The sequence below is a fragment of the Viridibacillus arenosi genome, from assembly GCF_001955655.1.
Classification (GTDB): Bacteria; Bacillota; Bacilli; order Bacillales_A; family Planococcaceae; genus Viridibacillus; species Viridibacillus arenosi.
On the sequence record NZ_MSPW01000019.1, the window covers coordinates 1 to 24,352 of the forward strand.

General features: G+C 33.1%; 29 protein-coding genes and 2 pseudogenes. 27 read left to right on the forward strand and 4 right to left on the reverse strand.

The window, feature by feature from the left end; translation table 11 throughout:
• Positions 1-272 precede the first annotated feature (272 nt).
• The 12 genes and pseudogenes from BK137_RS20660 to BK137_RS22900 form a co-directional block, all read left to right on the forward strand.
• Positions 273-836 (forward strand): hypothetical protein, encoded by a 564-nt coding sequence (locus BK137_RS20660; protein ID WP_038191388.1) that lies wholly within the window; start codon positions 273-275, stop codon positions 834-836.
• 353 nt (positions 837-1,189) lie between these two features.
• Positions 1,190-1,333, forward strand: a complete 144-nt coding sequence (locus BK137_RS23035) for a DUF3953 domain-containing protein (protein WP_412104704.1) — start codon at positions 1,190-1,192, stop codon at positions 1,331-1,333.
• Between the two features lie 288 nt (positions 1,334-1,621).
• Complete coding sequence (locus tag BK137_RS20670; RefSeq protein ID WP_051448894.1) at positions 1,622-2,272, forward strand: CPBP family intramembrane glutamic endopeptidase; 651 nt, start codon at positions 1,622-1,624, stop codon at positions 2,270-2,272.
• Positions 2,273-2,921: 649 nt separating this feature from the next.
• A complete protein-coding gene (locus BK137_RS20675; RefSeq protein ID WP_038191391.1) occupies positions 2,922-3,407 on the forward strand; it encodes a DUF2975 domain-containing protein in 486 nt (161 codons plus the stop codon).
• Positions 3,408-3,416: 9 nt separating this feature from the next.
• Positions 3,417-3,896 carry a DUF2975 domain-containing protein gene (locus BK137_RS20680; RefSeq protein WP_038191392.1) on the forward strand — a complete coding sequence of 160 codons (480 nt, stop codon included), beginning with the start codon at positions 3,417-3,419 and terminating at the stop codon, positions 3,894-3,896.
• 10 nt (positions 3,897-3,906) lie between these two features.
• On the forward strand, positions 3,907-4,125 hold the full coding sequence (locus tag BK137_RS20685; protein ID WP_038191394.1) for a helix-turn-helix domain-containing protein: 219 nt from the start codon (positions 3,907-3,909) through the stop codon (positions 4,123-4,125).
• 340 nt (positions 4,126-4,465) lie between these two features.
• The gene (locus BK137_RS20690; protein ID WP_038191396.1) at positions 4,466-4,696 is read left to right on the forward strand and encodes a hypothetical protein; all 231 of its coding nucleotides are present in this window, start codon (positions 4,466-4,468) and stop codon (positions 4,694-4,696) included.
• A gap of 555 nt (positions 4,697-5,251) precedes the next feature.
• On the forward strand, positions 5,252-5,734 hold the full coding sequence (locus BK137_RS20695; protein ID WP_038191398.1) for an RNA polymerase sigma factor: 483 nt from the start codon (positions 5,252-5,254) through the stop codon (positions 5,732-5,734).
• Positions 5,735-5,738: 4 nt separating this feature from the next.
• Positions 5,739-6,401, forward strand: coding sequence for a zf-HC2 domain-containing protein (locus BK137_RS20700; RefSeq protein WP_038191400.1), 663 nt, complete (start codon positions 5,739-5,741; stop codon positions 6,399-6,401).
• 214 nt (positions 6,402-6,615) lie between these two features.
• Positions 6,616-6,840 carry a GNAT family N-acetyltransferase gene (locus tag BK137_RS20705; protein WP_051448896.1) on the forward strand — a complete coding sequence of 75 codons (225 nt, stop codon included), beginning with the start codon at positions 6,616-6,618 and terminating at the stop codon, positions 6,838-6,840.
• Positions 6,825-7,574, forward strand: coding sequence for an alpha/beta fold hydrolase (locus BK137_RS20710; protein ID WP_038191402.1), 750 nt, complete (start codon positions 6,825-6,827; stop codon positions 7,572-7,574). Before BK137_RS20705 ends, BK137_RS20710 begins: the two co-directional genes overlap by 16 nt.
• Positions 7,575-7,718: 144 nt before the next feature.
• Positions 7,719-7,840 (forward strand): annotated as a pseudogene (locus BK137_RS22900) (alpha/beta fold hydrolase); the annotation flags it as partial.
• Positions 7,841-8,005: 165 nt separating this feature from the next.
• Here the strand turns inward: BK137_RS22900 and BK137_RS20715 are convergent.
• A complete protein-coding gene (locus BK137_RS20715) occupies positions 8,006-8,449 on the reverse strand; it encodes a VOC family protein (RefSeq protein ID WP_038191404.1) in 444 nt (147 codons plus the stop codon).
• Positions 8,450-8,508: 59 nt separating this feature from the next.
• On the opposite strand from BK137_RS20715, the gene BK137_RS20720 reads away from it, so the two are divergent.
• From BK137_RS20720 to BK137_RS20730, 3 genes are all read left to right on the forward strand, one after another.
• Entirely contained in the window at positions 8,509-9,474 is a 966-nt protein-coding gene (locus tag BK137_RS20720) for a helix-turn-helix transcriptional regulator (protein ID WP_038191406.1), read from the forward strand.
• A gap of 394 nt (positions 9,475-9,868) precedes the next feature.
• Positions 9,869-10,591: an SDR family NAD(P)-dependent oxidoreductase gene (locus tag BK137_RS20725; RefSeq protein WP_038191408.1), complete on the forward strand. Its 723-nt coding sequence runs from the start codon at positions 9,869-9,871 to the stop codon at positions 10,589-10,591.
• Between the two features lie 214 nt (positions 10,592-10,805).
• On the forward strand, positions 10,806-11,177 hold the full coding sequence (locus tag BK137_RS20730) for a hypothetical protein (protein WP_051448897.1): 372 nt from the start codon (positions 10,806-10,808) through the stop codon (positions 11,175-11,177).
• Between the two features lie 221 nt (positions 11,178-11,398).
• On the opposite strand, the gene BK137_RS20735 is transcribed toward BK137_RS20730, so the two are convergent.
• On the reverse strand, positions 11,399-11,857 hold the full coding sequence (locus BK137_RS20735; protein ID WP_038191410.1) for a cupin domain-containing protein: 459 nt from the start codon (positions 11,855-11,857) through the stop codon (positions 11,399-11,401).
• Between the two features lie 364 nt (positions 11,858-12,221).
• Here BK137_RS20735 and BK137_RS20740 point away from each other — a divergent pair, with 364 nt between their 5' ends.
• Both BK137_RS20740 and BK137_RS22455 read left to right on the forward strand, forming a co-directional pair.
• A complete protein-coding gene (locus tag BK137_RS20740) occupies positions 12,222-12,659 on the forward strand; it encodes a MarR family winged helix-turn-helix transcriptional regulator (RefSeq protein ID WP_038191418.1) in 438 nt (145 codons plus the stop codon).
• Positions 12,656-12,910: a hypothetical protein gene (locus tag BK137_RS22455; protein WP_038191420.1), complete on the forward strand. Its 255-nt coding sequence runs from the start codon at positions 12,656-12,658 to the stop codon at positions 12,908-12,910. Before BK137_RS20740 ends, BK137_RS22455 begins: the two co-directional genes overlap by 4 nt.
• Positions 12,911-13,160: 250 nt before the next feature.
• Here the strand turns inward: BK137_RS22455 and BK137_RS20750 are convergent, their stop codons facing one another.
• Positions 13,161-13,580, reverse strand: coding sequence for a hypothetical protein (locus tag BK137_RS20750; protein ID WP_038191422.1), 420 nt, complete (start codon positions 13,578-13,580; stop codon positions 13,161-13,163).
• 938 nt (positions 13,581-14,518) lie between these two features.
• Between BK137_RS20750 and BK137_RS20755 the strand changes: the two genes are divergently transcribed.
• The 4 genes from BK137_RS20755 (at position 14,519) to BK137_RS20770 (ending at position 17,336) form a co-directional block, all read left to right on the forward strand.
• Positions 14,519-15,055, forward strand: a complete 537-nt coding sequence (locus BK137_RS20755; RefSeq protein WP_038191424.1) for a D-glycero-alpha-D-manno-heptose-1,7-bisphosphate 7-phosphatase — start codon at positions 14,519-14,521, stop codon at positions 15,053-15,055.
• Positions 15,056-15,555: 500 nt separating this feature from the next.
• Positions 15,556-15,789, forward strand: a complete 234-nt coding sequence (locus tag BK137_RS20760; protein ID WP_038191472.1) for a GNAT family N-acetyltransferase — start codon at positions 15,556-15,558, stop codon at positions 15,787-15,789.
• Positions 15,790-15,921: 132 nt separating this feature from the next.
• The gene (locus BK137_RS20765) at positions 15,922-16,485 is read left to right on the forward strand and encodes a GNAT family N-acetyltransferase (RefSeq protein ID WP_038191426.1); all 564 of its coding nucleotides are present in this window, start codon (positions 15,922-15,924) and stop codon (positions 16,483-16,485) included.
• A 194-nt stretch (positions 16,486-16,679) separates the two neighbouring features.
• Positions 16,680-17,336 (forward strand): Type 1 glutamine amidotransferase-like domain-containing protein, encoded by a 657-nt coding sequence (locus tag BK137_RS20770; protein WP_038191428.1) that lies wholly within the window; start codon positions 16,680-16,682, stop codon positions 17,334-17,336.
• Between the two features lie 438 nt (positions 17,337-17,774).
• On the opposite strand, the pseudogene BK137_RS22905 reads toward BK137_RS20770, so the two are convergent.
• Positions 17,775-18,013 (reverse strand): annotated as a pseudogene (locus tag BK137_RS22905) (hypothetical protein); the annotation flags it as partial.
• A gap of 268 nt (positions 18,014-18,281) precedes the next feature.
• Here BK137_RS22905 and BK137_RS20775 point away from each other — a divergent pair.
• From BK137_RS20775 to BK137_RS22460, 6 genes are all read left to right on the forward strand, one after another.
• Complete coding sequence (locus BK137_RS20775) at positions 18,282-18,818, forward strand: RNA polymerase sigma factor (protein WP_235175794.1); 537 nt, start codon at positions 18,282-18,284, stop codon at positions 18,816-18,818.
• Entirely contained in the window at positions 18,772-20,553 is a 1,782-nt protein-coding gene (locus BK137_RS20780) for a hypothetical protein (protein WP_038191430.1), read from the forward strand. Before BK137_RS20775 ends, BK137_RS20780 begins: the two co-directional genes overlap by 47 nt.
• Positions 20,554-21,135: 582 nt before the next feature.
• The gene (locus BK137_RS20785) at positions 21,136-21,657 is read left to right on the forward strand and encodes a GNAT family N-acetyltransferase (RefSeq protein ID WP_038191437.1); all 522 of its coding nucleotides are present in this window, start codon (positions 21,136-21,138) and stop codon (positions 21,655-21,657) included.
• 641 nt (positions 21,658-22,298) lie between these two features.
• Complete coding sequence (locus BK137_RS20790) at positions 22,299-22,583, forward strand: hypothetical protein (protein ID WP_038191438.1); 285 nt, start codon at positions 22,299-22,301, stop codon at positions 22,581-22,583.
• Positions 22,584-22,897: 314 nt separating this feature from the next.
• Complete coding sequence (locus tag BK137_RS20795) at positions 22,898-23,566, forward strand: DNA alkylation repair protein (protein ID WP_038191441.1); 669 nt, start codon at positions 22,898-22,900, stop codon at positions 23,564-23,566.
• A 410-nt stretch (positions 23,567-23,976) separates the two neighbouring features.
• Positions 23,977-24,240, forward strand: coding sequence for a hypothetical protein (locus BK137_RS22460; RefSeq protein ID WP_038191443.1), 264 nt, complete (start codon positions 23,977-23,979; stop codon positions 24,238-24,240).
• The last annotated feature ends 112 nt before the right edge of the window (positions 24,241-24,352 follow it).

The window sequence follows — 24,352 nt, forward strand, 5'->3', positions numbered from 1 at the left end:
TTTCGCTCGAGTTGAACCTGAATAAAGTGTAGATTTGTAAAAAAGATTGATTTTATATTGGGAATTTTTGTTACTATCAATATTGAGATTGTGAAAGAATGTACTTCAACTAACGGGGCAGGTTAGTTGAATAAGGGATTAGAAATAATAATGGGTTTTACCAATTTTCAAAGGGGAAAATGGGCATTAGAAAAAGGGTTGATAATTCATCCGTTAGTATGATTTAAAGCCAGGATAACCAATTTATAATATTATAAATGAGGTGATTATATATGTTAGATTTAAAAGAGTTAATGAAATCGAAAACTAAATTTAAAAAGATTTGGGAAAGCCCTTGTAAAAATCATCGTGTTCTGTATTTTCAGATCAATAATGAAGACAATGGAATTAAAGCACATTTTCACCCTTATGGAGAAGATCATGCATTAATTTTAGAAGGAGAATTGACTTATGATGTTTCATTTAAAGAGCAGATAGTTGCTAAAAAAAGTGACCTTGTTTTTGGATGGACAAACTATGTGCATGGTTATCATAATTTCAACGAAAAACCTTTACATATTTTAGTTTTTGCCACACCCGAAAATAATTTATCAGTGTATGATCAAAGTGAACTGCCTATACAAAATGATGCTAATATTAGAATAATTGAAAAGTTACCAAAAGCAGAAAACCTCGCTTCAAATAGAGTGATTTTTTCATCAGTACCTCCAAAAGATTTTTCTAACACTCTTATAATTGATCTTGAAAGTCAAAAGATAGAATATACTCAGTACAAAATGGATAAGGATAATAATAACAATAAATTATATATAACATTCAAATTACCTATACAATAGATGTGGAATTATTCCCTCATGCAAAAACCAAACCCGAAAACTCGTGGGTTTCTTTTCTTTTAAAATCGATGTTTATAGCATACTTTTAATCAAACTTTATTCTAAAGCTACATTTTGAACTAACTTGTGCTTTACTTTAATAAGGAGTAGAGCCTTTTTCTTATTGAACTAACGGGGTAGTTTAGTTTAAAAAAGGTATCTTTTGAAAGTGACAGATTATCAGTGGGAGGAATAAATAAATGGAAGAAAAAAAGTTTGATATTTTAATGTTATTTCAAATAATTTTTGCAATCCTTGTAATGTTAATTAGTATTTACAGTAAGGTTACGGAAAACTACAACTTACTACCATTGATGCTCATACTTCTGAGTATAACGTTACTTATAATGGGATTACGAGAATATAAAAGAACTCAGAGTTTATTGTGGGGTATCTTCATTTTATGCACTTCGTTATACATTTTATTCTCTGCGGTTGAAAGCATTATGATTAATTAAATAGAAGTAATATTGAACTAACGGGTGCTTTGTTTGAAGATCATTGAGTTGCAAATGCAGCTCTTTTTTTCTTATTGAACTAAAGGGGCAGTTTAGTGCAACAAAGAGTACCTTCAGAATTATGGGGATTTACAACGCTAAGAAAAGAAATGTGACCAAACGACATTTTGGTAACTTTAATCTTTAAATGGATATTTATGTTAAAATAACTATTAAGATTGTGGGAAAAAGTACTTAAACTAATGCAGCAGGATTCTTGAAGTAGAAAAGGAGGAGTTTCTGATAGATTTGAAAGTAAATAAGAATTATATTTGGGTATATTTCATAACATTTTTTGCCCTATGGTGTATCAGAGAATTATGGTTAGTTCAATATTTAGATTTAATGGATTCTGTTCCAAGAGCTATAACGTCAGCCGTTATTAAAGTAGTTATTTGGATAATTCCAGTTTTATTATTAGTTAAAATTACGGAAAAAGGTGTTCCATTTTCCTATTTAGGGTTACGTCATAACTATATAAATGGTTTAAAATGGGCATATTTGGTATCTTTAGTATTAATATCTTATTTTGTAATTTTAAATTTCACTATTTTAGATAATAATGTCGATTTTCGAATAGGGTTTAACGAATGGCTTAATACTATTCTATTAGTTGGGATAACTGAAGAAATTGTCTTTAGGGGTTTTTTGTTAAGAAAACTTATGGATTCTTTTAAATTTTGGATAGCTAATACCATTACATCTTTACTTTTTGTATCAATTCATTTTCCTATTTGGTTTTATAAAGGTCTTTTCGAATTCCCTTATATTTTTACTGCGTCATTAACAGCTTTTATATTGGGCATTATATTTGGCTATGTGTATAAGAAAAGCGGCTCTCTTTGGTCAGTAATTGTTATCCATTCTTTGTATAATTTGTTAGTATCACTCTTCTACTAACTAATACTTTATTCAAATAACGTTCCCAAATCAAAGTTTTGGGACGAAATAAAACGCTTAAAACGTTGTCATACCAATGTATTAAGTGTTTTTCTGTATTTCATTCATATTCACTTTATTATGCACTATCGTTTGAACATAGATACAACAAAGCTTGAAAACCTGGCGATAACCTCAAAAGCTTACCTATCACTATAATAAGCGTCACTGTTCTTCTTCAACTAACTGGTGCGTTGATCTAAGTAGGATTAACGTTCTTTTTTGGTGGAGTTATTGAACTAACGGGGCAGTTTAGTTTAAGAAGAAGTGCTCAAACAAGGTTGTCAACGTTACAGTTTAAGTAAGTGATTTTTTTAGGGGAGGGATGAATATGTATAAAAAATTAGGCTATGTTAAATCTTATTGTTGATAATAGAATATTCCGAACAACTTCTTGCTGAACGGGTAGTCTTGTTGAACAAGTTGTAAATTTAACATTTTAAAGTAAGAGCAGTAAGAGCATTTCTTTGTAATAAGAAATGCTTTTTATTTTTATCAAAACTAAATGAATATAACAATAATAATATAACAAAAAACGATATTAATTTATTGTATAACGATAAATTTTGTGTTAAAGTCATTTTATTATCAAATCAGTGAGGTGCTTTAAATGAATGTTAAACAAAGTTCAACCACCATCTTAAAGGTAATTATTTTTCTGATTGGAATTGCGATGCTTGCTTTATGTATCTTTTGGTTGCCTGAGATAGCATATAAAGATGCAAAGATACATCCAGATACGGCTTACTTCCTAATCCCATTTTTAGTATGTGCATATGGATTCTGTATTACGTTTTCTGTTGCGTTGTGTCAAGCATTTAAACTACTAACCTATATCGAAAAAAACAATGCTTTCTCTGAATTATCCCTTAAATCTTTGAAAGTTATAAAAAAATGTGCTTTTACAGTCATTTTCTTCATTCTGTTAGGAATAGTTTGCTTAAAGGTACTTGCTAAAGTCACTGGAGATGATGCTGCAGGTCCTATATCATTAAGTCTAATGGGTATTTTAGTGACGAGTATCGTTGCAACATTTGTAAGTGTTCTTCAAAAACCAATTAAAAATTTCCTAGAAAAAAATGAAATAAAAATGTGAGGTGTTATTTTGAGAAAAGTCACAACATTATTTTTAAAAATAGCTGTTTTTATTATAGGACTACCGGTTCTTGCTTTATGTATATTTTTAGTGCCCCATATGGCGAATTTCGCAGCAAAATTGTATCCAAATATTGCCCTAATGAAATATCTCGTTTTCATCGTGATGTATGGAGCGGCTGTGCCTTTTTACTTTGCTCTCTATCAGGCTTTCAATCTTTTACGGTACATTGACGAGAACGCAGCGTTCTCGGAATTATCTGTAAAGGCGTTAAAGAACATAAAGTGCTGTGCGATTACAATCAGTGGTTTGTATGTATTAGGTTTGCCACTCTTTCGTTTTATAGCGAAGGAAGTTGACCCTCCTATTGGATTAATGGGACTCATCATCATTTTTGCTTCGTTGGTTATCGCCGTTTTTGCTGCTATCCTCCAACGGCTACTACAAGAAGCGATTAACATAAAATCAGAAAATGATTTGACGGTCTGAGGTGAATAACATGGCGATTATAATCAATATTGATGTGATGTTAGCTAAAAGAAAAATGAGCGTAACAGTACTTTCGGAGAGTGTTGGAATAACAATGGCTAACCTTTCTATATTGAAAAATGGAAAGGCAAAAGCGATTCGTTTATCAACTTTAGAGAGGATTTGTAAGGCTTTAGAATGTCAGCCTGGAGATATTTTGGCGTACAAAAGCGACGAAGATACTCAATAAAAACAGACAACTAATTAATTTAACTAACGCGTAACGATAGTTAAATTAACCGTCTTTTCAAAGGGTGGTTTTCTTTTGGGGCAAAAAAACAACATTAAGATTTAACATAGCCAAAAATTAAGTAATATTGATTTTAAATATTTTATTGGTCAGAAGATTACAGAAGTAAATACAGAAAAGAACTTGCCTTTAGGGATGGCTTTTAAACTTATTGTACTAACGGGTGCTTTAGTAGAAGATTTTGAGCTGTTCGTACAGCTCTTTTTTTTCACTAACGGGGCAGGTTAGTTGAAGGAGAAAATTGGAGTGAAAGTAATTCACAAAAAAGGAGGTATAAAAGGTGGACTTACTACTCTGGATAACTATTGGTTTCATAATAATCGGATTTGTTGTTCTCACTTCTATGAAAAAAGGTATGGAAAGTAAGCTCGCTTGTATAACAGCAAACATGGAAGGCGAGGAAAGTTCAATAAAAGTTAAATCCATAATTTGGTGGATAGTGAGTCTCACAGCTTGGGGAATAGTGAGTATGATTCTTATTGTTTGGTGTTTTCATAATCACTTTGGATAACTGTTGGTTTCAAATGTACTTAAACAAACGGGGGCTTTACTTGAAGATCATTGAGTTGCATATGCAGCTCTTTTTTTTTTATTGAACTAACGGGGTAGTTTAGTTGTATAAGGGAAAATGTAGCTTTTGTTGAAATTTATGTAATAATAGATATATTAAAACATAATTCAGGGAGGTTTTTATGCAAACTCAAATACCAGCTAGTGTAGGTAAAATTACAATTCGTGCAAAAAAAGAAAATGGTGAAATTGTATATTTAGATTAGATTGAATGAAGTGCGTTGCTGCGATATGTAGGAACGTTTTTTCAATAATGGGTGCATTAGCAAAAGATTATTGAGCTGCACAGACGGCTCTTTTTTTCTTTTTCAACGAAAGGGGCAGGTTAGTTGAAGAGTGTTGTTTATCTTGTGTTCAACAATCGGGCCATTTAATTTAATAAGTGAATATCTGCATCTGTTATAAAGATGCAGTTTTTTTATTAAAAAATGTTGTAACGAAATCAATAAATTTGTGATACATAGGTGAATGGCCAGACGGAAAAGGGAGGGTGGCAGTGGATAAGGACAATATATATCAAGATTATGGGGAATTTATTTTTAAATACTTGTTAACTTTGACAAACAACCTTGATTTAGCAGAGGAGCTAACTCAAGAAACATTTTATCAAGCGATTAAATCCATTAATAACTATCACGATAATGGTAAAGCCAAGTTTTCCACGTGGCTCTGTGCAATTGCTAAAAACGTATGGCTGCAAGAATTAAACCATAAAAATAAAAACCAACAATTGAAGGACTCACTAAAAAGTGAAAGCACAACATTTTACGACTTGGAAGATGAGTATATAAAAAACGAGGATAAAGTTATGTTTTTTAAAAAGGCTCATCAACTCAGTGAGGATAAACGAGAAATACTTTTTTTAAGATTGTTGGGTGACTTATCGTTCAAAGAAATTGGTTCAATTTTTGAAAGGACAGAAAACTGGGCAAGAGTGACTTTTTATAGAGCAAAACTTGAAATCAGAAAGGGTGAGTAAGGTTATGAAACATAGTGTATTTAAGGATTTGGCTCCTGCTTATATTGATAAATTAACAAGTGAAGAAACAAACGAACAGATAGAAAAACATATGGATCAATGTGAAGAATGCCGAAATTATTTAAACAAAATGAAGGGAGATTTATTTTCAGAAGATGAAAATGAGAGAAGAAAAGATAATAGGAACATTGATTATTTCAAAAAGGTACGCTCCAAAAATAGAAAAAAGATCTTAGTTATCGTATCATCACTTCTAGCAATGTTTCTTGTTCTGATAACTGCTTATTACTTTGTGTTTGTAAATATGTGGCAAGCAAGTTCCAGTAATGTTGAAACAAACATTAAGAGTCAGGGCACGATGGCTACGCTCTTATTCAAAGCAAAAAAGGACAATCATTATATAATTTTAACAGATGCAAAAACAGATGAGGGATATACAGATACTATATTTGTGTATGAAAAAAGGAACGATTTCTCTACCCCAGCAAAACTCCTAAAAGATGGGGGTGGCATTTCTTTCACATTTGCAGATGAAAACACACTATTACTGTACAATGGGAAGAAGAAGAAACTAACGGATGAAGATAAGGTAACTATACAATATAAAGATAAAATCGATGTAATACCCATAAAAGATTTATATGATAAAGGTAACGATGCTGAATGATTTAAAAATGGGATAGAAGTTATACCGCAAACGGGCGCGATTGTTGAATAAGCTTCACTTTTCTTGTTCAACTAACGGGTGCTTTACTTCAAGTAGGAGTAAAGCTTTTTTCTTATTGAACTAACGGGGCAGGATAGTTGAATAAGAAGGTATATTTACGTTGTTCATCTAAGAATAAACGTTCCTAATTTAGCTATCAAAAGGAGTGCTTAAATTGACTCTACATATAAAATTCCCTAATTTAGAAACTGACAGATTGATTTTGCGGAATTTGAGAAATGAGGATATTGACTTTATTTATCGACTCTTCAGCAACGAAAAAGTATGTGATTTTTTATATGATGAAGAATTGTTAACGATTAGAAATGAAGCTACAGAGTTTGTTGAATGGAATTCAAATCCTAAAGAAAAAGGATTTAATCGATGGATATTAGTCTAATCGATTTCTATAATAGTCGTATACTGTTCTATAAATATCAACGTAAAAATACACCAAGCGTAATCTTTATTGCAGGGTTAGGCGATAGCCATGAAACATGGAAAAAAGTCCAAGACAGAATATCTGATGAAACGTCAACCTTGTCCTATGACAGGGCGGGTATTGGCAGGAGTCAAGACGTAGCAGTCCCGCGAACTTGCTGTGATCTTGTCGAGGAGCTCTCCGAATTGTTGCAAGTGCTTGACGTGAAGAAGCCCTATATATTGGTAGGACATTCCTTTGGTGGGTTGGTCGCCAGATTGTATACCAGTCTTTATCCGCTGGATATCTGTGGTTTGGTTTTGGTTGACGCTGCACCGGAATATAAAGAACTTGCCTATGAAAAGGCTCTACCAGAAAATCTCCTTGCAGGAAATAGGGAATATTTTGAGAATCCTATGTTGAATAGTGAGAAGATTGATAAAATACAGAGTTATAAGCAAATTGTTGATCATTCAAGACAAAGTGACATCCCTCTCTCAATTGTTACAAGAGGTTTACCCGATAATGGAGAAGATGGATGGCCCTCTCAAGAAATATTAGAAATTGAACAAAGTCTACAAGCAGAATTCCAATGGCTGTCAACGTCAAGTAAGTTCCGGATTGCTACTCGTAGTGGACATTATATACATCATGATGAGCCTGATATTGTGATAGAAGAGATTTTATTAATGTTAAAGGGGATGAGAAAGTGAGCGAAATAAGGCTGGAATTTATGGCGAATTTGAAAAGAATTGAGGAGGAATAATACCAACTTCGTTAAGGTGAGTAGATGAGGAATTTGTAACTTTAATGTTGCAATATATCGGTGATCCCCCTAATTACATATTTGCGTTGAATTTGGTATTGAAATAGCAGATCTTATTCCTCAATCACAGTTAATCATTTTGAGAAATCAAATCATAATCCATTTATTGAGGAAGAAGGGAAGTTTAGAGAGTTTGTAAGGACAACTTTATAATGAGTAACAATAACTAAGAAGGTTTATAACATGTTTTTGCAGAAGTTATTAAGCTAACGGGGCAGTTTAGTTGAAGAAGGGAAGCGAATTTTAGGTTGCGAAATAATAGATAAAGAAACCAATAATTGGAGTTGAAAGGGAGGAACCTTTCAACTCCAAAGTATTTTATATTAAACGGTTATCATACATTAATTGAATTTGTATACCAAATGGGTCTTCAATAATTCCATATGCTTCACTAAAAATATTTTTGTCTAGAGGAACGATTATATTCACTTTACGATCAGATGTTAAATTATAATAAAATCTTTTTATTTCCGATAGATTAGCACTTTGTATACAAAAAGAAGTATTATTTCCAATTTTATAGCTTTCTTTTGGGTTCATTACATCTTCTGCAATCATTAATTTCGTTTTCCCTATTTGTAAAACAGAGTGAGAAATATAATTTTTGTTTTCGTTAGTAATTTCAAACGAACTATCCCTTCTTGCCAAATCTTCATATGTAACAACCATTAATTCATTTGCCTCCAAGTTTTTTTTATAAAACTCTATTGCTTCACGTGCTTTTCCATTCATTGAAAGAAAAATTGCAATCTCTAACGTCATAGCTATCTAGCTCCTTTTCTAATTAATAGTCTTAGTATAAGATAAAAAGGTATCAATATATGACACCTTTTATGGAGAAAATTATGAAGAAAACAGAACGTATAAATGATATGCTCATATTTTTGAATAACAAGAAAAGTTTTAATTTAAGTGATTTAATGGAGAGGTATTCTATTTCTAAAAGTACAGCCCTTCGAGATGTTCAATCATTAGAACAAATAGGTATGCCTATATATTCTGAGTTGGGTAGAAATGGAAAATATGAGATATTAGATAGTAGTATATTGTCACCGATTTTTTTTACTGTAGATGAGATGTATGCATTATATTTTTGTTTACTCACTTTAAATGGGTATAAAACAAAGCCATTTGAAATAGAAAACATCGTATTAGAAAATAAATTTAGTAATATATTACCTGAAAATGTGCGTAATAATATTTTGATTATGAATCAAGTACTTTCATTAGAGGTAACAAATCACAGTAATTTTAGTCCGTACTTAAAAGAAATTTTACAAGGGATTTTTACAGAAAAGGTCTATCGTTTAACCTATTTAAAAAAAGAGAGAAACAAACAATTAATAGCACAATTTATTCGAATACAATCTAAATTTGGACAATGGTATGCTAAAATATTTAACTTTACAACAGAGAAGATACAAATACTTCGATGTGATAAAATCCTCTCAGTAATAGAAATTAACGATTTCAAATCTAAAAAATTAGAAGAACTATTAAATTATATCGGTGATTTTCACAAAGAGCATGATGCCATTAATTTTACTATCATCGTTAATAAAGAAGGAAAAGATTTTTTTACTAAGGAAAATTACCCCTCTATGAAAATTCATAATGATAATGAAAATTTCTTAATAACTGGCTATTTTAATAAAGGTGAGGAAGATTTTATAGCTAACTATTTTTTGAAATTTGGACAATCAATTATTTCTATTAGTCCTGTAATGTTAAAAAAATTGATCTATGATAAGGCAAAGTTTATAGAAGAGCACCTAAACTCTTTATGAGTACTGCCCTTTAATTTCAAAACAACAAATTCTTCAACTAACGGGTGCTTTACTTGAAGATTATTGAGTTGCATATGCAGCTCTTTTTTCATTAATGAACTAACGGGGCAGGTTAGTTGAAGAAGGAATTTGTTACATCACGTGTTGAAAAATCATCTCCCGTATCAACTCCTTAAATTCATTCCGCTAACTCTACTGTTGACGCATTATATGGAATTTTTTTAAACGAAGTTCGACATATGTAGCATTTTAAAAGAGATTGATTATTTATAAAAAAGTTTGATAATTAATAAAAAAGATTGATAAAACTTTTAATTCTAATAAAACACATTAGTTGTTTCATGTTTTTATAATAATTATACTTAGATGTATAGTTATTATAAGGGGTGATAGGATGAGTAAGAACTTTATTATATTTGGAGCAAGCCATGGGTTAGGCGATGCATTTGTAAAAGGCTTACCCACTAAGGGAGATACAGTATGGGTGGTATCACGGACACGACCAAGTAGTTTAGATGTAAATGATGGCGTAAATCGTAAATGGGTCGCAATTGATTTATCTAGTCAACAACAAATTCCTTCTTTAAAAGAAACTTTAAAAGACATTCCTATTGATGTATTAATTTATAATGTAGGAGTATGGGAAAAGCGTGGTTTTGAAGATGACTATACTTTTGATAAGGATGAAGTTAGGGACATCTCGAACATAATTAATATTAATTTAACTTCCACTATTACTTATATTCAGGCGCTTTTACCTAATTTAAGACAGGCGGACAATGGGAAAATTATATTAATTGGTTCAACAGCAGGTTTAGATCATACGAATAGTGCACAAGTTTCATTTGTCACATCTAAATTTGGCTTACGTGGTATTACAAATGCTTTACGAGAGCATGTGAGAAAAGATATGATCTCTGTAACGTGTATTAATCCAGGAGAGCTTGCTGCTGAAGTACCATATGAAGAAGGTGCAGAAAAGGCAATTATGTTGTATCAAGGTACACGTATTCCTGTACAAGACATTGTAGCCATTGTCCATTGCGTTATTAATTTATCGCCTGTTTCATGTGTAAAGGAAATTAATATTCCTGCCATAACAGACTTAAATGCATGATTGTATAACATATGACTAGTACTACATACAGCTCCCACTTTGATCAAACTTTTTTCAAAATGGGAGCTATTTAATTTCCCTAGAATCAATGTTTGCAGCTCCCCTTCTTTAAAGACAATAAAATGCTGGCATATGTCATTATTGAAGATACTAGGAACCCTTTACAAAGGAAGATAAAAAGTTAGAGCCACTTTGTTTTTTAGATGACGAAGATATGGTTGACGATTTACCTGAAGCATTAGTAACAGGACGTGAATATCAGTACTTAAACTACTACTTTAAAAAACTAGCATACAACCCAACATCAATTAAAGAAGAGGATGTAACTGAATACATTCGTCAATATTCTAGACCAGGTGCATTACGTGCAGGGTTTAATTATTATCGTACATTGTTAGATGATGGCCAATATAATCAGCAATATAATGAACACAAATTGACGATGCCTATTTTAGCGTATTGCGGTGAAACATCTACAGGGGACTATTTACTTCAATCAATTCTCTCGATTTCGGAACATGTAGAAGGTGGTTCTATTCTAGAATGCGGCCATTATAGCAGAAGAACAACCTGGATTCTTAATTAATGCACTGACAAAATTCTTGAGCCAATCGTAATAAACGCTTTGCTTTTATAATTGAGGCTGTCCCAAATATCGTTGCATAACGATTTTTGAGGTCAGTTTTTTTGTATGTTTATATTTTTTTGCAAAAAGCAAAAAAATCGCTCTCTTCACTATATGAAGTAGAGCGATACTTAATCTTACTGATAAATCACATGTTAAATACCAAATAGCTGATAGTCTAACTATTGGTGTTTTAAAATTGTTAATCCATTTTTCTTACCCGAAGCAATTAATTTTTCCGCTTGTTCTTTTGAAATAGGTTGATTTGGCAATTCAGTTGCAGAAATAGCAGGTCTAGCGATATCACGAATGACATTTTCAAAATCGGTTGATGTAAGTGATAAAATCGCTTTTGCTGTATCTGTTTTTAAACGGAACGTATGAGATTTTCCTCTTGGTACAAAGACTACATCACCAGCAACAGCCTTAATTTCTTGATCCTCTAAATAGAATGTAATTTCTCCTTCAACCACACGCCAAATTTCATCTTCATTTTCATGAATATGAAATGGAGCTTCTAATCCTTTTACTTCATTAAATTCAAACACTGAGAAATTCCCTTCAGATTCTGTACTTAATAATAAAGGTTTTATGCGAGCGCCTAAAAAAATATAATGTTCATTCGTCAATAATTCAGTCATATCATTTTCTCCCTTTGTCGATAACGATGTAAAGTAGTTTAATAATAAAAAGATCCATCACACTTATCATTTTATATATTAAATGATAGATGTTCAAGTGGTACGCCTTCGGAATTAACTTGAATACTATTCCATTGTGATAAAGTGGTAATAGTTTGGCTATATGGGAATTGATATAATGTTTATGATTTATACAAACAGGCGAGAATTCAAGGCAACTTCACGTATGCATTACCAATTGGGCTTACCCATACTGTAAAATGGAGAAGAAATAACCTTTATGAAAAATTTCTATAAGGGATAAAATCAATCTTTAGCAATTACAACAAATATCAATTAATATATAAAGTGATAGGAGATTATTATGAAATACTCATTAAGAAGAATTCGTTTAAGTTATATCACCTGGTTTCGTTACACACGTTTTTTTAACCGTAGTATGACCTGTAGCAATCGTCATTTAGCTAAGTGGGGATTACGAACAGGTCAGTTTGATATTATTAGTCATTTAAAAGAAGGTCAACGAGTTACGCAATCAGAATTAGCCAATCGTCTTGTGGTGACCAATTCAAATATTACTCAAATTTTAAATAAGCTAGAAGATGCGGGCTATATTCTACGCGAACAAGATTGGAAGACAAAATATATTTCACTCACACCAAAAGGCGTAGCACTTCGAAACGAAGTTGTCCCTGCACAAGAACAATTCCGAGCATCGCAATTTGCGCATTTAACAGAAGATGAACTCGAACAGCTGAACCAATTACTAAAAAAAGCAAATCAAGGAGTGTATGAAGAGTGAATATTTTACGAAACGAACAAGCATATTCAAACGGTGGAGGAGTTTTTTTCCTGAAAATACGTCGACCAGGTTTAATCGATGGAATCTTTGAGAAAGAGGATCATGCATTTGGCCCACTTAGCCGAATTAACCACGCAATTGGGCAGATTCCATACGCAAAACTTCCATTAAATCACGAACAGCCCACTTGGCTTGGATGCACCATAAAGGTGGTTTTTAAGAACGAAGATAAATCAAAGTTATTCCATTAAAGGGCTCTTTAGTTTAATAAAGCAACAGTAGAAGAATGATAAGAAAAAAAGGACTCGATTCCTCTAAATAGGAATCGAGCCTATATAATTAAACCCACCAGCACCAATGTGTTGCCACGTACACTCGACACATTGTGAGGCTGTCGAGTGGTTGGAGTTAGTGTAAGTAAATAAAAATAGCTGTATTGAAAATCCTTATGTGAATCTCAGCCTCTCTGATTTTTTAATTTAAACTTTTAATTAGCTAGCTTTATTTATTCAATTCCTTATATAAAACATATTTTAAAGCAGAAATTTCATCTTCAGACAGTTTACCTTCAATTTCGGATAATACTTCATCCTTACTAATTGAACCGTTTTGCGCTTGTTTCTGAATATCAAGTAAACGATTAACGCCCACTTTTTTTATTAACACACGTGTCGCTTCTTCCTTAGTTTGGAAGGGAAGAGTATCCGGATTTATAGTTGCTGCCTCGCTTACAATTTCTTGAACCTTCGAATCGTTCTCGATATAGGATTTTACTTCTTCTAGATTTTCGTCATCTAAAGTAGATTCCACTTTTTCGATTATTTTTTCGGAAGCGATATTTGTCCCAAAATGCCACACAGCATAGCCAGCTGCTCCGAGTAAAACAAGAATTATTGCGGTAATTGTTAAAAACTTTTTCATCAACTCACTCCTGACACTTTGAATATAGCACAACTTCTCAAAAACCACGAAGAAAAGATGTTTTCTATAATTTGTTTAATTACAATTATTTGCGAACACAGAGCAGATAAGTTTTCACCCTAATATATAGATAGCATAATTATTATCTATTGTAGGTATGTCTATATTTCCATCTGGGTACTTGTTAAACAATCAGGCGCGAGTGTTTAATAAGCGTCTCTGTTCTTCTTCAACTAACGGGGTGCTTTAGTGAAAGTTCGTTGAGCTGCTTATGCGGCTTTTTTTTATTCAACTAACCCGGCAGATTAGTTGAAGAGCGTTGTTTAACTTTTGTTCAACAATCGGGCCATTTAATGGAATAACAATTTAATAAATACAACTATTGAGTTAGGGTAGTAGCTGTAGAATAAAAGCGTTACTCCACTAGAATAACGCTTTTTAAATTACATTATGATATTTCATTCTTTAATAGCTGCCTAATTATCAAACTTGATCTTCTAAATACTCATCTGGTGATTTACTGCTGTTTTGTTTCCAATCAATTGAAGCTCCGTATACCAACCTACTTAACATGGTACTTCTATTGCCGAAGGGTAAATGCATAAATTTATTGATGGAGCAGTTGGTTTGTAGAGAGAAGGTTAATTAGGTATTAGAAGGGGCAATTAATATAATAGAATGTTATTAAAGGAAGTCTATAACAAATGTTAAAGTCTTCTATTTGTATGGTTAGTTGCACTTATTGAAACAATTATCGTTGATGTAAAATTAAAGTTTTTTTACAAGAAAGATATAAGAAAATGAAAAAAAGATTATAAATTATTTTTTAGTGGATTGATTTTATTATGGAAATTAGTGGACATCTGAAATAAGACTGATTAAAGCCGATAATTTTTAACATAATAAAAGTAATATTAAAAATTAAAGGTGTGATGAGATTGAAAAGAGCAGTTTTTTTAGATCGAGATGGAGTAATAAATGAAGTACTAACTGATCGAGTGAAATTTGTAAACGAACCGAATCAATTTTATTTTTTACCTGGTGTAGAAGAAGCAATTAAAAGTTTAAATGAGTATTTTGATTATGTGTTTGTCGTAACAAATCAAGGTGGAATTGGATTAGGTTATATGAAGGAAAAGCAGTTACATAAAATTCATGACTATATGGTGGCTGAACTGGAGAAAAAGGGAGCAACGATTCATGAGGTTGCCTATTGTCCGCATAAACCAAAGGCTGGATGTGAATGTAGAAAACCAAATAGCAAAATGATTTTAGATTTAGGTGAAAAACACAAAATTGATCTTGAAAAATCATATATGGTTGGAGATACTGATACGGATATTCAGGCAGGTGAAAAAGCAGGTACAAGAACCGTTTTTATTGGTGAGAGTGATCCATTAGCAAATGCAGTGTGTCCAAATTTAAAAGAGGCAGTACAATGGATTATTCATGATATTAAAAATCATAAGAAATAACCCACAGTGGAAAATTATCCATTATGGGTGTTTTTATCTCAACGCATTGTGAAGTGGTCACGGGTTAGAGCCAAAATAATGAATGAAAGAAGAACGGATTCCAAGCGGTGGAATCCGTTCTTTTTCATTGGTTTTTATTAAAGGACAAAAGTTATTTTGGTTGGAGTTTTATTGAACTAACGATAAGCTTAGTTTAATAATCTTATCTAGTTCTGTTCAACTAACGGGTGCTTAGTTGGATCTTTGAGCTAGAGAAGGTAAACATGGAGAAGGTGGGCTGGGCATTTATGTTATCCCAAGAGGTATTACAACAGTAGGTTATCCCTTTTATCTCCTGATATTATCCCGTATGTATGGGGTGTTATTTTTTTCTTGGCTTTTTTCGTAATAATTGTTGCTTTTAAATAAATCGATTTACAATATTATCCACTTATAATAAGATATTTGTAAACAGGATTACAAATACTAGGTTTTAATTAGAAGAGGATGGTAGATATAAGATGATACCAACATTCGAAACAGAAAGATTAGTCATACGACCTTATGTTAAAACTGATGCCGATAAAGTAGAACTGTTAGCAGGGAACCCAATAGTTGCTGAAACAACAGTCGCTATACCACAACCATATCCAAAAGGGTTAGCCGCCTCTTGGATAAGTAAGCATGAGAAAAAGGCTATTGAGATAGGGAGCTATACCTTTGCTGTAGTATTAAAATCGACTAGCGAACTTTAGGAACACTAACCTTTCGCGTGGACATCGATAGGTATATTTTAAAGACTGTCGAAATATTAAAGACGTAAAGATTTAACGTTGTTCATCTAAGAATAAACGATCCTAATTTAGTTATCATAAGGAGTGCTTAAATTGACTGTACATAGTAAATTCCCTAATTTAGAAACTGACAGATTGATTTTGCGGAATGTGGGAAATGAGGATATTGACTTTATTTATCGACACTTCAGCAACGAAAAAGTATGTGAATTTTTATATGATGAAGAATGGTTTACGACTAGAAATGAAGCTACAGAGTTTGTTGAATGGAATTCAAATCCTGAAGAAAAAGGATTTAATCGATGGATATTAGTCGAAAAAAATGATCAGCAAAAAATTGGAACGTGTGGATTTGATTCTTGGGATAGAACGAACCATATAGCGGAGATAGGCTATGATTTATGGTACGAATATTGGGGACAGGGATATATGAAAGAGGGATTGAAAATTGCTATCGAAAGTGGCTTTAATAATATGGCACTGAATAGAATTAACGCATTTGTAGCTTTGGAAAATATCAATTCTATAAAATTATTAGAAAAGCTAGGATTTAAAAATGAAGGGGTTTACAGAGATAAGCATTTATTTAGAGGTAAGTATTATGACCACTACTCTTTTTCTTTGTTAAAAAGAGACTGGAATCAATTCAAGGGTTAATTCAACCATTCGACTAACGATTCCTTTAGTATGTGAATGATTGTACTTAAAGTAACGGAGCAGGTTAGTAGAAGAGCGTTGTTTAACTTGTGTTCAACAATCGGGCTATATTGAGAGTATTTTGTTGGTGACATGAAAACAGAATGAGTGACGCAAGGAATAAATGTTATTTACACTTTACTACGGGGGTACTTATGAAAACTCACTATTATTTAGGTTGGTTTAACAATTTATTTCCAGAGAATCTGGGCATGGTGTTACAGGAGGATATAACTGATAGAAAATCGCTTGCTATGATTAGCTCGAATCCATCTATTTATGAAGATGATGGTGCTACTGAACGCTCGTGGCTTGACCAGGCTGGCATTATGTTTGATGAATATCATTTAATTAATTATCGCGTACAGAAGGAAGATGCCCAAACGATAATTCAAAATGCTTCAGTCATTTTCTTATTGGGTGGGAATACGCTTAAACAAAATGGTTTTTTGATGGAATATGAATTATCGGATTCGATTAAAAAAAGCAGCGCCGTTGTGATGGGAGCAAGCGCTGGTGCAATCAACATGTCCGCTAAATGGTTATGCTCGAAAAACTTTGGATATAAAGTTGAAATGAGCTCTGTTTACGACGGAATCGGTCTTGACAATTTTTCCGTCCTGTCTCATTTTGATCTTGAAAATAACATTGCACTGGTTCAAAGCGAACTATCTCTCCTATCGGAAGAAATAAATATTTATGCGTCGAACAAAGATTGCGCTGTACGTGTAAAGGGAGACAAAATCGACGTTTTGGGCAATGTTTTTTTAATTTCCCACTCAAAGATTCAGAAATTGGATGAGACGCTCTAGTTGTAGTGAATGGCTATAGCTTAATTGAATTAATTTCTTTATGCAAGGCCTCTATTTTTAAATTTAGTGAAGGAGAACTAGGTAAAATAGGATTGTCCGGAAAGCATAGATGTGCAGAACGGTCTACTGCTATCGGTGCGAGTGTTGAATATGCGGCTCTTTTTTCTTCTTCAACTAACGAGGGCTTTACTTCAATAAGGAGTAGAGCCTTTTTCTTATTGAACTAACCGGGCAGTTTAGTTGAATAAGCACTTAAAAAAGAGACAGTACCTATATTGGGTACTGCCTCTTTTTCCTTAATACATTTACTTTTATAAACTAACTGCAAAGTAGGGAATTTTAATTGTTCAGTTGTAAAGAGAGCCCAAATGTAATTCCAATAACTACTAGTTAATTTTCTGGTTTAATATAAGGGACAATTTGGGCAGTAGAACCTACTTATGCTCCACGAACAAAATCTTGATTTTCTAACGCTTTAAAATTTTGCGTTTGGCAAGTCAGCATCGCTCCTGAAATACCCATTTAATCCCATTTTTATTCATATTCATATTCAAAAAATCCTGGATTATTTCGATAAAGCCATTGTATGCCTCCTTTGGTGAAGGAGATGGTTCAAATCCATAAACATGTGTACAAGAAGGTTCCTTACTTTCATCTACAATTGGTGAGGTAATATATTGATCCGTGTTACACCGATATTGCTAAGAAAACACAATGTAGCGAGAAAAAACTATCGACTTGTGGCTATTTAGCACTTTATGATCCTTTGTGCCCCGGCTTCCCGTTAACTTCTAGGTTTACGCAATCCATCACGGGAAGGTGGATTACTACCATTGGGACAGGTTAGCCCAACTTGGATATAAAAAATTATTAATAGAATGTTACGTTTTAAGAAATGAATCGTTTATTAAACTGGATAGATTAAATGGGGGAAGTGAGTTGGATGTGAAGTTTGTTGACTTGTATGATGCTTATTTTGATGACATTTATAGGTATGTGTATGTGAAGACGAGTAATAAATGGGATACGGAAGATTTGGTTAGTGATGTGTTTCGGAAGGCGTTTGAAAAGTTTTCTATGTTGGAAGGACATCCGAATGACAAGGCTTGGCTGTTTACCATCGCGAGGAATACGGTCATTGATTACTATCGGAAAAAGAAGAGTGTGTTAATGGGAGTTGAATTCGAACAGTATTTGAGTCAGCTTCAATTTGAAGATCCGTTTGATGGTACAACGGAGAAGGAATGTTTACAGAAAAGTTTAAGGCATTTATCAGACGAAGATTTAGAAATTACAGAATTACGGTATTTTGCTGATTTGAAATTTAAAGATATGGCGGTCATTTTGAAAAAAGAGGAAGGGTCTCTTCGTGTGAAGTCAAATCGTATTACGAAAAAGTTAGGTGTTTTAGTTAGGAAGTGTTGGGGGGATTATGATGGAGAACGGAAAAATAATGAAGACACTTTACGAGTTAAGAAATGAGATAGAGGTTGACACTGATTTAAAAAAACAATTGCGTAAAACATTTGTGAAGAAAAGTAGGACGAGGAAATGGAAGAATGCTTGGATTCCTTTACTTGCTGCAGCTAGCTTGTTTTTAGCTTTTTTATTGTCGAATGAACAAGTACCACAACACGTGAAGGCAAGTTCGTTAAAGATTGCGAATGCAATTTCGTTTCTCGATATTGGGAGCGGGGAGATAACAGCCTATACGTATCATGATGGACGTTTGTATCTCTCATTAGAGGGCAGAGGTATTTTTGTTTATGGGAATGAATTGAAAAAAGTTTTAAATAATGCTGCGGATAGTTTTAGCCGTTCGTCTAAGGGGGAGAAGCTACTTTTTACGTATAATGGAGATGTATTTTTGTTTGATGTGAAAACTACGAAGTCGGAAAAAGTGCTAGATGGAACTCCAGATTCTAGTTATATTTATCCAGAATGGAAGGATCAGAACCATATCTATTTAACAAAAGTAACGGATAAGGAAAAACAAATTGTAGAAGTGAATGTGCAAACAAAGGAAGAGACCTTCATTGCAAGCGGAGAAATGGCCTCTCTTGTAGAGAAGGAACAAAAACTTGTCTTCGAGCGCCATGGAGAAATTATTATTTATAACGTAAAGAGTGGAAAAGAAACCATTGTGGATCGCGGTAAGTACCCATCTGTTACAAACGATGGCAATTATATTTCGTATGTGAAAGAGCGTTCTGGGTTTGAAGATGTATGGATTTCGGATATGGATTTAGAGACAAAAAATAAGGTCACGACAAATCCGTCTCCACGCTTTGAGCCTTCTGGTGAAGGGATGTATCGTTATCAATTTCCCATTTGGGGTAATGATGAACGTACATTGTATGTTATGAAAAAGAGAAACGATGGTGAAAACGGACCTGCTAAGATTATGAAAATCGAATTGAGTGAACAATCGAGTACGGAGATTGAAACTGTGAAAAGTTATTTACAAGCTTTGATGGTGCGAGATGATGACTTTGCAAAAAGCTTACTAAAAGACCAACCGGAATTTTTAACGTATTCGAATCCTAAACAAATTGGTTTTCAAATACTGGAGACGACAAAAAAAGAACAGTCTACTTCAGTAAAAGCTGAAGTCTATTGTACAGACACATCTCTTGCTTATTACAAAGTGTCCACGTATGACTTTACCCTTATGAAGGAAAATGAGCGATATGTGATTGAAACAGTGAAAGAGCTATCTGCCACAGAACTTCTGTCAAATGAACAGAACGAAATTGAATTGGTGAAGGATGGCAAGGGAGAGGCACTTTTTTCTTTACAAGACATTCCTCAGTCTTTTATTCAAACTGAAAATATTCGATTCAGTTCCTTGCTCCGTACACATGATGAAAAAACAGTTATTTTTAGTTTGCAGGGAATGGATGAAACGAGTAAAGTTACCTTATTTTCTTTCAATCGTGAAACAAAAGCCTTCAACTTGTTAGCTACACTTGAAGGAGGAGTTATGTATAAAGTTGCACTGGATGCTACTGGACGCTATTTAACCGCAGACTATTCTACAGACGCTCTTGATTCGAAAATGTTAATCATTGATTTAGAAAAAGGAAAGCAAACAGACTTTACCAACGTCCGCTCCAAGTTCTGGAAGGGAGACAAACTCATCCTAGAGGAAGTGGCGGAAACACATTCTATGTATTATCAGTATGATCCACATACGGGAAGTAAAATAAATTACTAATTCACTCAACTTTCGCAGAGTGAAACCGGCAAATACGAATTGATATAACTGGGTTGGCCGTTGATCCGCTGTTGTAGTTGATTATCAATCGACTTTCTTATTTTCGACTTATTAAACTATGGATAAAGCAAGGCAGGGGAGGCTTTACTTCAATAAGGAGTAAAGCCTTTTTCTTATTGAACTAACGGGGTAGGTTAGTTGAAGAAGGGTATACATTTAAAATGTAAAAATGGTATTATTTAGGTAGTTGTGCATTTTTCTTAAATTAAGGTATAAATGGTGTGAATTTAATGAAAATACTAAGCAAATTACCCAAAAGTTGTAGATTTAAAATAAAGATTGATCATTTGTAATAAAGTCCGATAATTTGTAAAAAGGTTTGATACAATTGCATTGACAAGATTGATTATGACAATTCAACAAACGGGCCATTTTGCCGAACAAGGATTAGAAATCACAGGGGAAAAAGAGTTAGCATTGGTGAATATTTTGTGTACCCTATTTTGATAATTATGGAAATGATATTTGGAATTTTTTAGGGCATTTGTGGAAGTGGCTTGTCTTAGGAGAGGAGATAAAAAAATGATTGAATTACGAAAGATAACCGGGGATAACATAGATGAAGTAATAGCACTTGAAGTTGAAGAAAACCAGGAAGACTTTTTAGAAACTACTAACCTCAGAAGCTTTGCAGACGCTCATATGTTGAACGCAGACGGTATACCAGCGACTCCCTTTGCCATTTATGTCGATGAAGTTGCGGTTGGATTTTTGATGTATATTTATGATACGTTGGATCATGAATCATTTGAAAATGAAGTTTTTTACGGGAAGAAGAGCTATTTTATTTGGCATATTATGATTGAAAAGAGTTATCAGGGGAAAGGATATGGCAAACTTGCTTTTGAAAAAATGTTGATGGATATTGAAACTACGCCAGATGGAGAAGCAGAATATGTAGCCCTCTTTTATCGAACAAGTAATGTCATAGCTAAAACATTATACGCTTCATTTGGTTTCGTAGATACAGGAATCATTCAGGATAATTCGATGTTGGCGATTAAAAATCTAGATGGGAAAATAACAGAATCCTTAGTAGAATAGGAACTATTGGAAAGAAATGTAAGATATAAACGTTTTGACCCATAATAAACATAAATATCCAGAAGAATAAACCGATTTTGTTAACTCTGTCTTAGCAAAAATATAATATTTATACCGCAATAGGGCGCGATTGTTTTAGAATTACTAGGTAGAAAATGATCAAACTTTATTATAAAAATCGCATAGTATTTCACAAAGAATTAACCCGTTTTGATCAATCATTTTTCAAAACGAGTTCTTATCATTTAACTTAAAATATGGATTTTGGGGATACTTTAGATCAAACTTTATTCCAAACCAACAAAAGTAACCCACGTTTACATTTGGAATTAATTAAAAATTCAGGTTTTTATCTAATATTCCTTGGATTCTTAAAGAAAACCCTGATGATTAAGGAAAAGTCTTATTCAACAAACGGATGCTTTACTTGAAGATCATTGAGTTGCATATGCAGCTCTTTTTTTCTTTCATTCTTGAACTAACGAAGCAGGTTTGTTCAATAGGAAATCACAAAAGGAAGAGCATTTATTATAAAATAAGATTTGACGTATTAATGTCTAAAAAAAAAGTAATACAAAAAATTGAGATGATGCACATTAGTATTATTACACGACAAAAATAAAAATATATGGAGGTTAGTAATGTTTATAATATTTGGGGTTATTGCAATAGTAGCAACTTTTATAAATCTTTATATGTATAAAGCAGGAAAGGATTATAAGCTTGCTATGGCGATAGGACTATCATTTACAGCATTAACACTTTGTTCAGAATATAGTCTTGTATCTCGGTGGGTAAAAGTGGAAGATTGGTCAGCTTTAGGGGATGTAGTACCTGGTATGGAAAGGGCATTATGGTTTTTGACAATTGTTTCTATCTTACTAAATATAACACCTATACTTTTAGAACTAAAAGGTAAGAAATAATTACTTATTGTCACATCATTTATATAATATGCAATTACTGTGGAAGTCTTTATGTCTAACTAACGGGGGCGTTTCTTTAAAAAGGAAAGCTCTTTTCGTATCCAATTAAAAGGAAGTAAATGTTTTTTTATATTAAAGATGGTTGCTCTTCTATTATAGGTGGAGAAAGCTTTAATACGATATATGCTACAATTTTAAAAAAGTAAACTTTGGAGGCACACCACTGCAATAAGACTTATAACGAAATTAAGTCCTTGATATATCCCGTCAAGGACATATTATGAAACAGTGCTTTAATAAAGGAGTTGTATAAAATGGATGAAAAAAAAGATACAGAAATAAAACGCTCTTCAAAAGCAGAAAACATTCTACCTCAGATCAATAGTAAAACTAAGCTAGGCGACTTACGAAAAATCGCGAAGGACATTAAAAAAGATCACGAACTAGCTATGGAACTTTGGTCAACCGAAGAGTTTTTGCCCAGACTATTAGCAATCTTAATTATGGACAAAAAACTTCTTTCACATGATGTGCTAAATAAGCTTGATAAGGATATGCAGACTCACACTTTTGATGAGCGAAATAACTTAATGGATTGGTTAATGGCTAATCAGCTCACCAAAGACAAGAAGAAGATTGCATTGATGGAGTCATGGGAAAATAGTCTTTCTGCTCTTCAAAGGCGAGCTTTCTGGTATTATCAAGGGCGATTGAGATGGACTGGACAAACACCGCCTGATAACACCGCAGACTTGCTATCTGCATTAGAAGCTAATATTACGCAGGAAGAACCGGAAGTTCAATGGGCTATGAATTTCACCGCAGGCTGGATAGGCGTTTATGATGAAAAGAATCGTGCACGTTGTATTAAACTTGGTGAGAAAACGGGTCTTTACAAAGATGAAATAGTAGCAAAAGGATGTACTCCCAGCTATTTGCCGGAGTTCATTACGATTGAAGTTAACAAACGACATAATAATTAGTTATCTCTGAAAAATTTATTAGGGTTTAATGCAAAAAATAAAGGAATTCAAAGCCTCAATATGAAAATTGTAATAGGTTTGGACCGAAAAATAAAGAAAACAACGCGTTATGGCAGCTAGTTAGTGAAATAATGCAAGGAAGCTGTAAAGGATTAACCCACTATCTCTTTTTGATCTGTAGGGCGCTTATCTTTTAGAAGAACAACTTTCCAGCTGCGCAGTACGACGATACTATTCAATAGAAAAAAATCTTCCACAATCGGGCGCATTTCCAGAGGATGGATCTGCATTTTTTTTACATAAAGATGCAGGTTAGTTGGATAACTGCTTAAGGAATTATGAATAATTATTATTTCGGAACTTGGTAATATGTGTAAACGCCCTTTTTGGAAAGGAGCTGAGTTGCTGAAATGACGAAAAAGATTAACATTTGGGCATTTACCTTTTCAATAATCTTTATTTTTCTGTTTATGTTAGATAATTCTTGGGGACCAATAGCTTCCTCCATTTTGGGGATAAACTCTTTAAATCTGCTCTTATATTTTACATTGATAATTTTCTTTGTACGATTGATAGGTTTTGCGGGTGTTGAGGATTGGAAAGGAATGGCAAGGAGAAGGGAGACACCATTACTGGTAGTTTACTTAGATGGACGCAAGATGGAACGTATGTAGAAATGAATAGTTCGAGATTACCGAAAGAAAAAATGTTAGAAATTGCAAGATCAATGAATTAATGTTCTTCAACTATAGGCGGCTTTACTTCAATAAGGAGTAGAGCCTTTTT

Excerpts from the sequence above, each read along its gene's own strand:
- BK137_RS20675 (WP_038191391.1), top strand. The coding sequence starts at position 2,922 with ATGAATGTTAAACAAAGTTCAACCACCATCTTAAAGGTAATTATTTTT.
- BK137_RS20740 (WP_038191418.1), top strand. The coding sequence starts at position 12,222 with ATGAAATACTCATTAAGAAGAATTCGTTTAAGTTATATCACCTGGTTT.
- BK137_RS22460 (WP_038191443.1), top strand. The coding sequence starts at position 23,977 with ATGACGAAAAAGATTAACATTTGGGCATTTACCTTTTCAATAATCTTT.
- BK137_RS20710 (WP_038191402.1), top strand. The coding sequence starts at position 6,825 with ATGGATATTAGTCTAATCGATTTCTATAATAGTCGTATACTGTTCTAT.
- BK137_RS20730 (WP_051448897.1), top strand. The coding sequence starts at position 10,806 with ATGGTTGACGATTTACCTGAAGCATTAGTAACAGGACGTGAATATCAG.
- BK137_RS20720 (WP_038191406.1), top strand. The coding sequence starts at position 8,509 with ATGACACCTTTTATGGAGAAAATTATGAAGAAAACAGAACGTATAAAT.
- BK137_RS20700 (WP_038191400.1), top strand. The coding sequence starts at position 5,739 with ATGAAACATAGTGTATTTAAGGATTTGGCTCCTGCTTATATTGATAAA.
- BK137_RS20725 (WP_038191408.1), top strand. The coding sequence starts at position 9,869 with ATGAGTAAGAACTTTATTATATTTGGAGCAAGCCATGGGTTAGGCGAT.
- BK137_RS20715 (WP_038191404.1), bottom strand. The coding sequence starts at position 8,449 with ATGACGTTAGAGATTGCAATTTTTCTTTCAATGAATGGAAAAGCACGT.
- BK137_RS20785 (WP_038191437.1), top strand. The coding sequence starts at position 21,136 with ATGATTGAATTACGAAAGATAACCGGGGATAACATAGATGAAGTAATA.
- BK137_RS20770 (WP_038191428.1), top strand. The coding sequence starts at position 16,680 with ATGAAAACTCACTATTATTTAGGTTGGTTTAACAATTTATTTCCAGAG.
- BK137_RS20780 (WP_038191430.1), top strand. The coding sequence starts at position 18,772 with ATGGAGAACGGAAAAATAATGAAGACACTTTACGAGTTAAGAAATGAG.
- BK137_RS20795 (WP_038191441.1), top strand. The coding sequence starts at position 22,898 with ATGGATGAAAAAAAAGATACAGAAATAAAACGCTCTTCAAAAGCAGAA.
- BK137_RS23035 (WP_412104704.1), top strand. The coding sequence starts at position 1,190 with ATGCTCATACTTCTGAGTATAACGTTACTTATAATGGGATTACGAGAA.
- BK137_RS20660 (WP_038191388.1), top strand. The coding sequence starts at position 273 with ATGTTAGATTTAAAAGAGTTAATGAAATCGAAAACTAAATTTAAAAAG.
- BK137_RS20790 (WP_038191438.1), top strand. The coding sequence starts at position 22,299 with ATGTTTATAATATTTGGGGTTATTGCAATAGTAGCAACTTTTATAAAT.
- BK137_RS20760 (WP_038191472.1), top strand. The coding sequence starts at position 15,556 with ATGATACCAACATTCGAAACAGAAAGATTAGTCATACGACCTTATGTT.
- BK137_RS20735 (WP_038191410.1), bottom strand. The coding sequence starts at position 11,857 with ATGACTGAATTATTGACGAATGAACATTATATTTTTTTAGGCGCTCGC.
- BK137_RS20685 (WP_038191394.1), top strand. The coding sequence starts at position 3,907 with ATGGCGATTATAATCAATATTGATGTGATGTTAGCTAAAAGAAAAATG.
- BK137_RS20750 (WP_038191422.1), bottom strand. The coding sequence starts at position 13,580 with ATGAAAAAGTTTTTAACAATTACCGCAATAATTCTTGTTTTACTCGGA.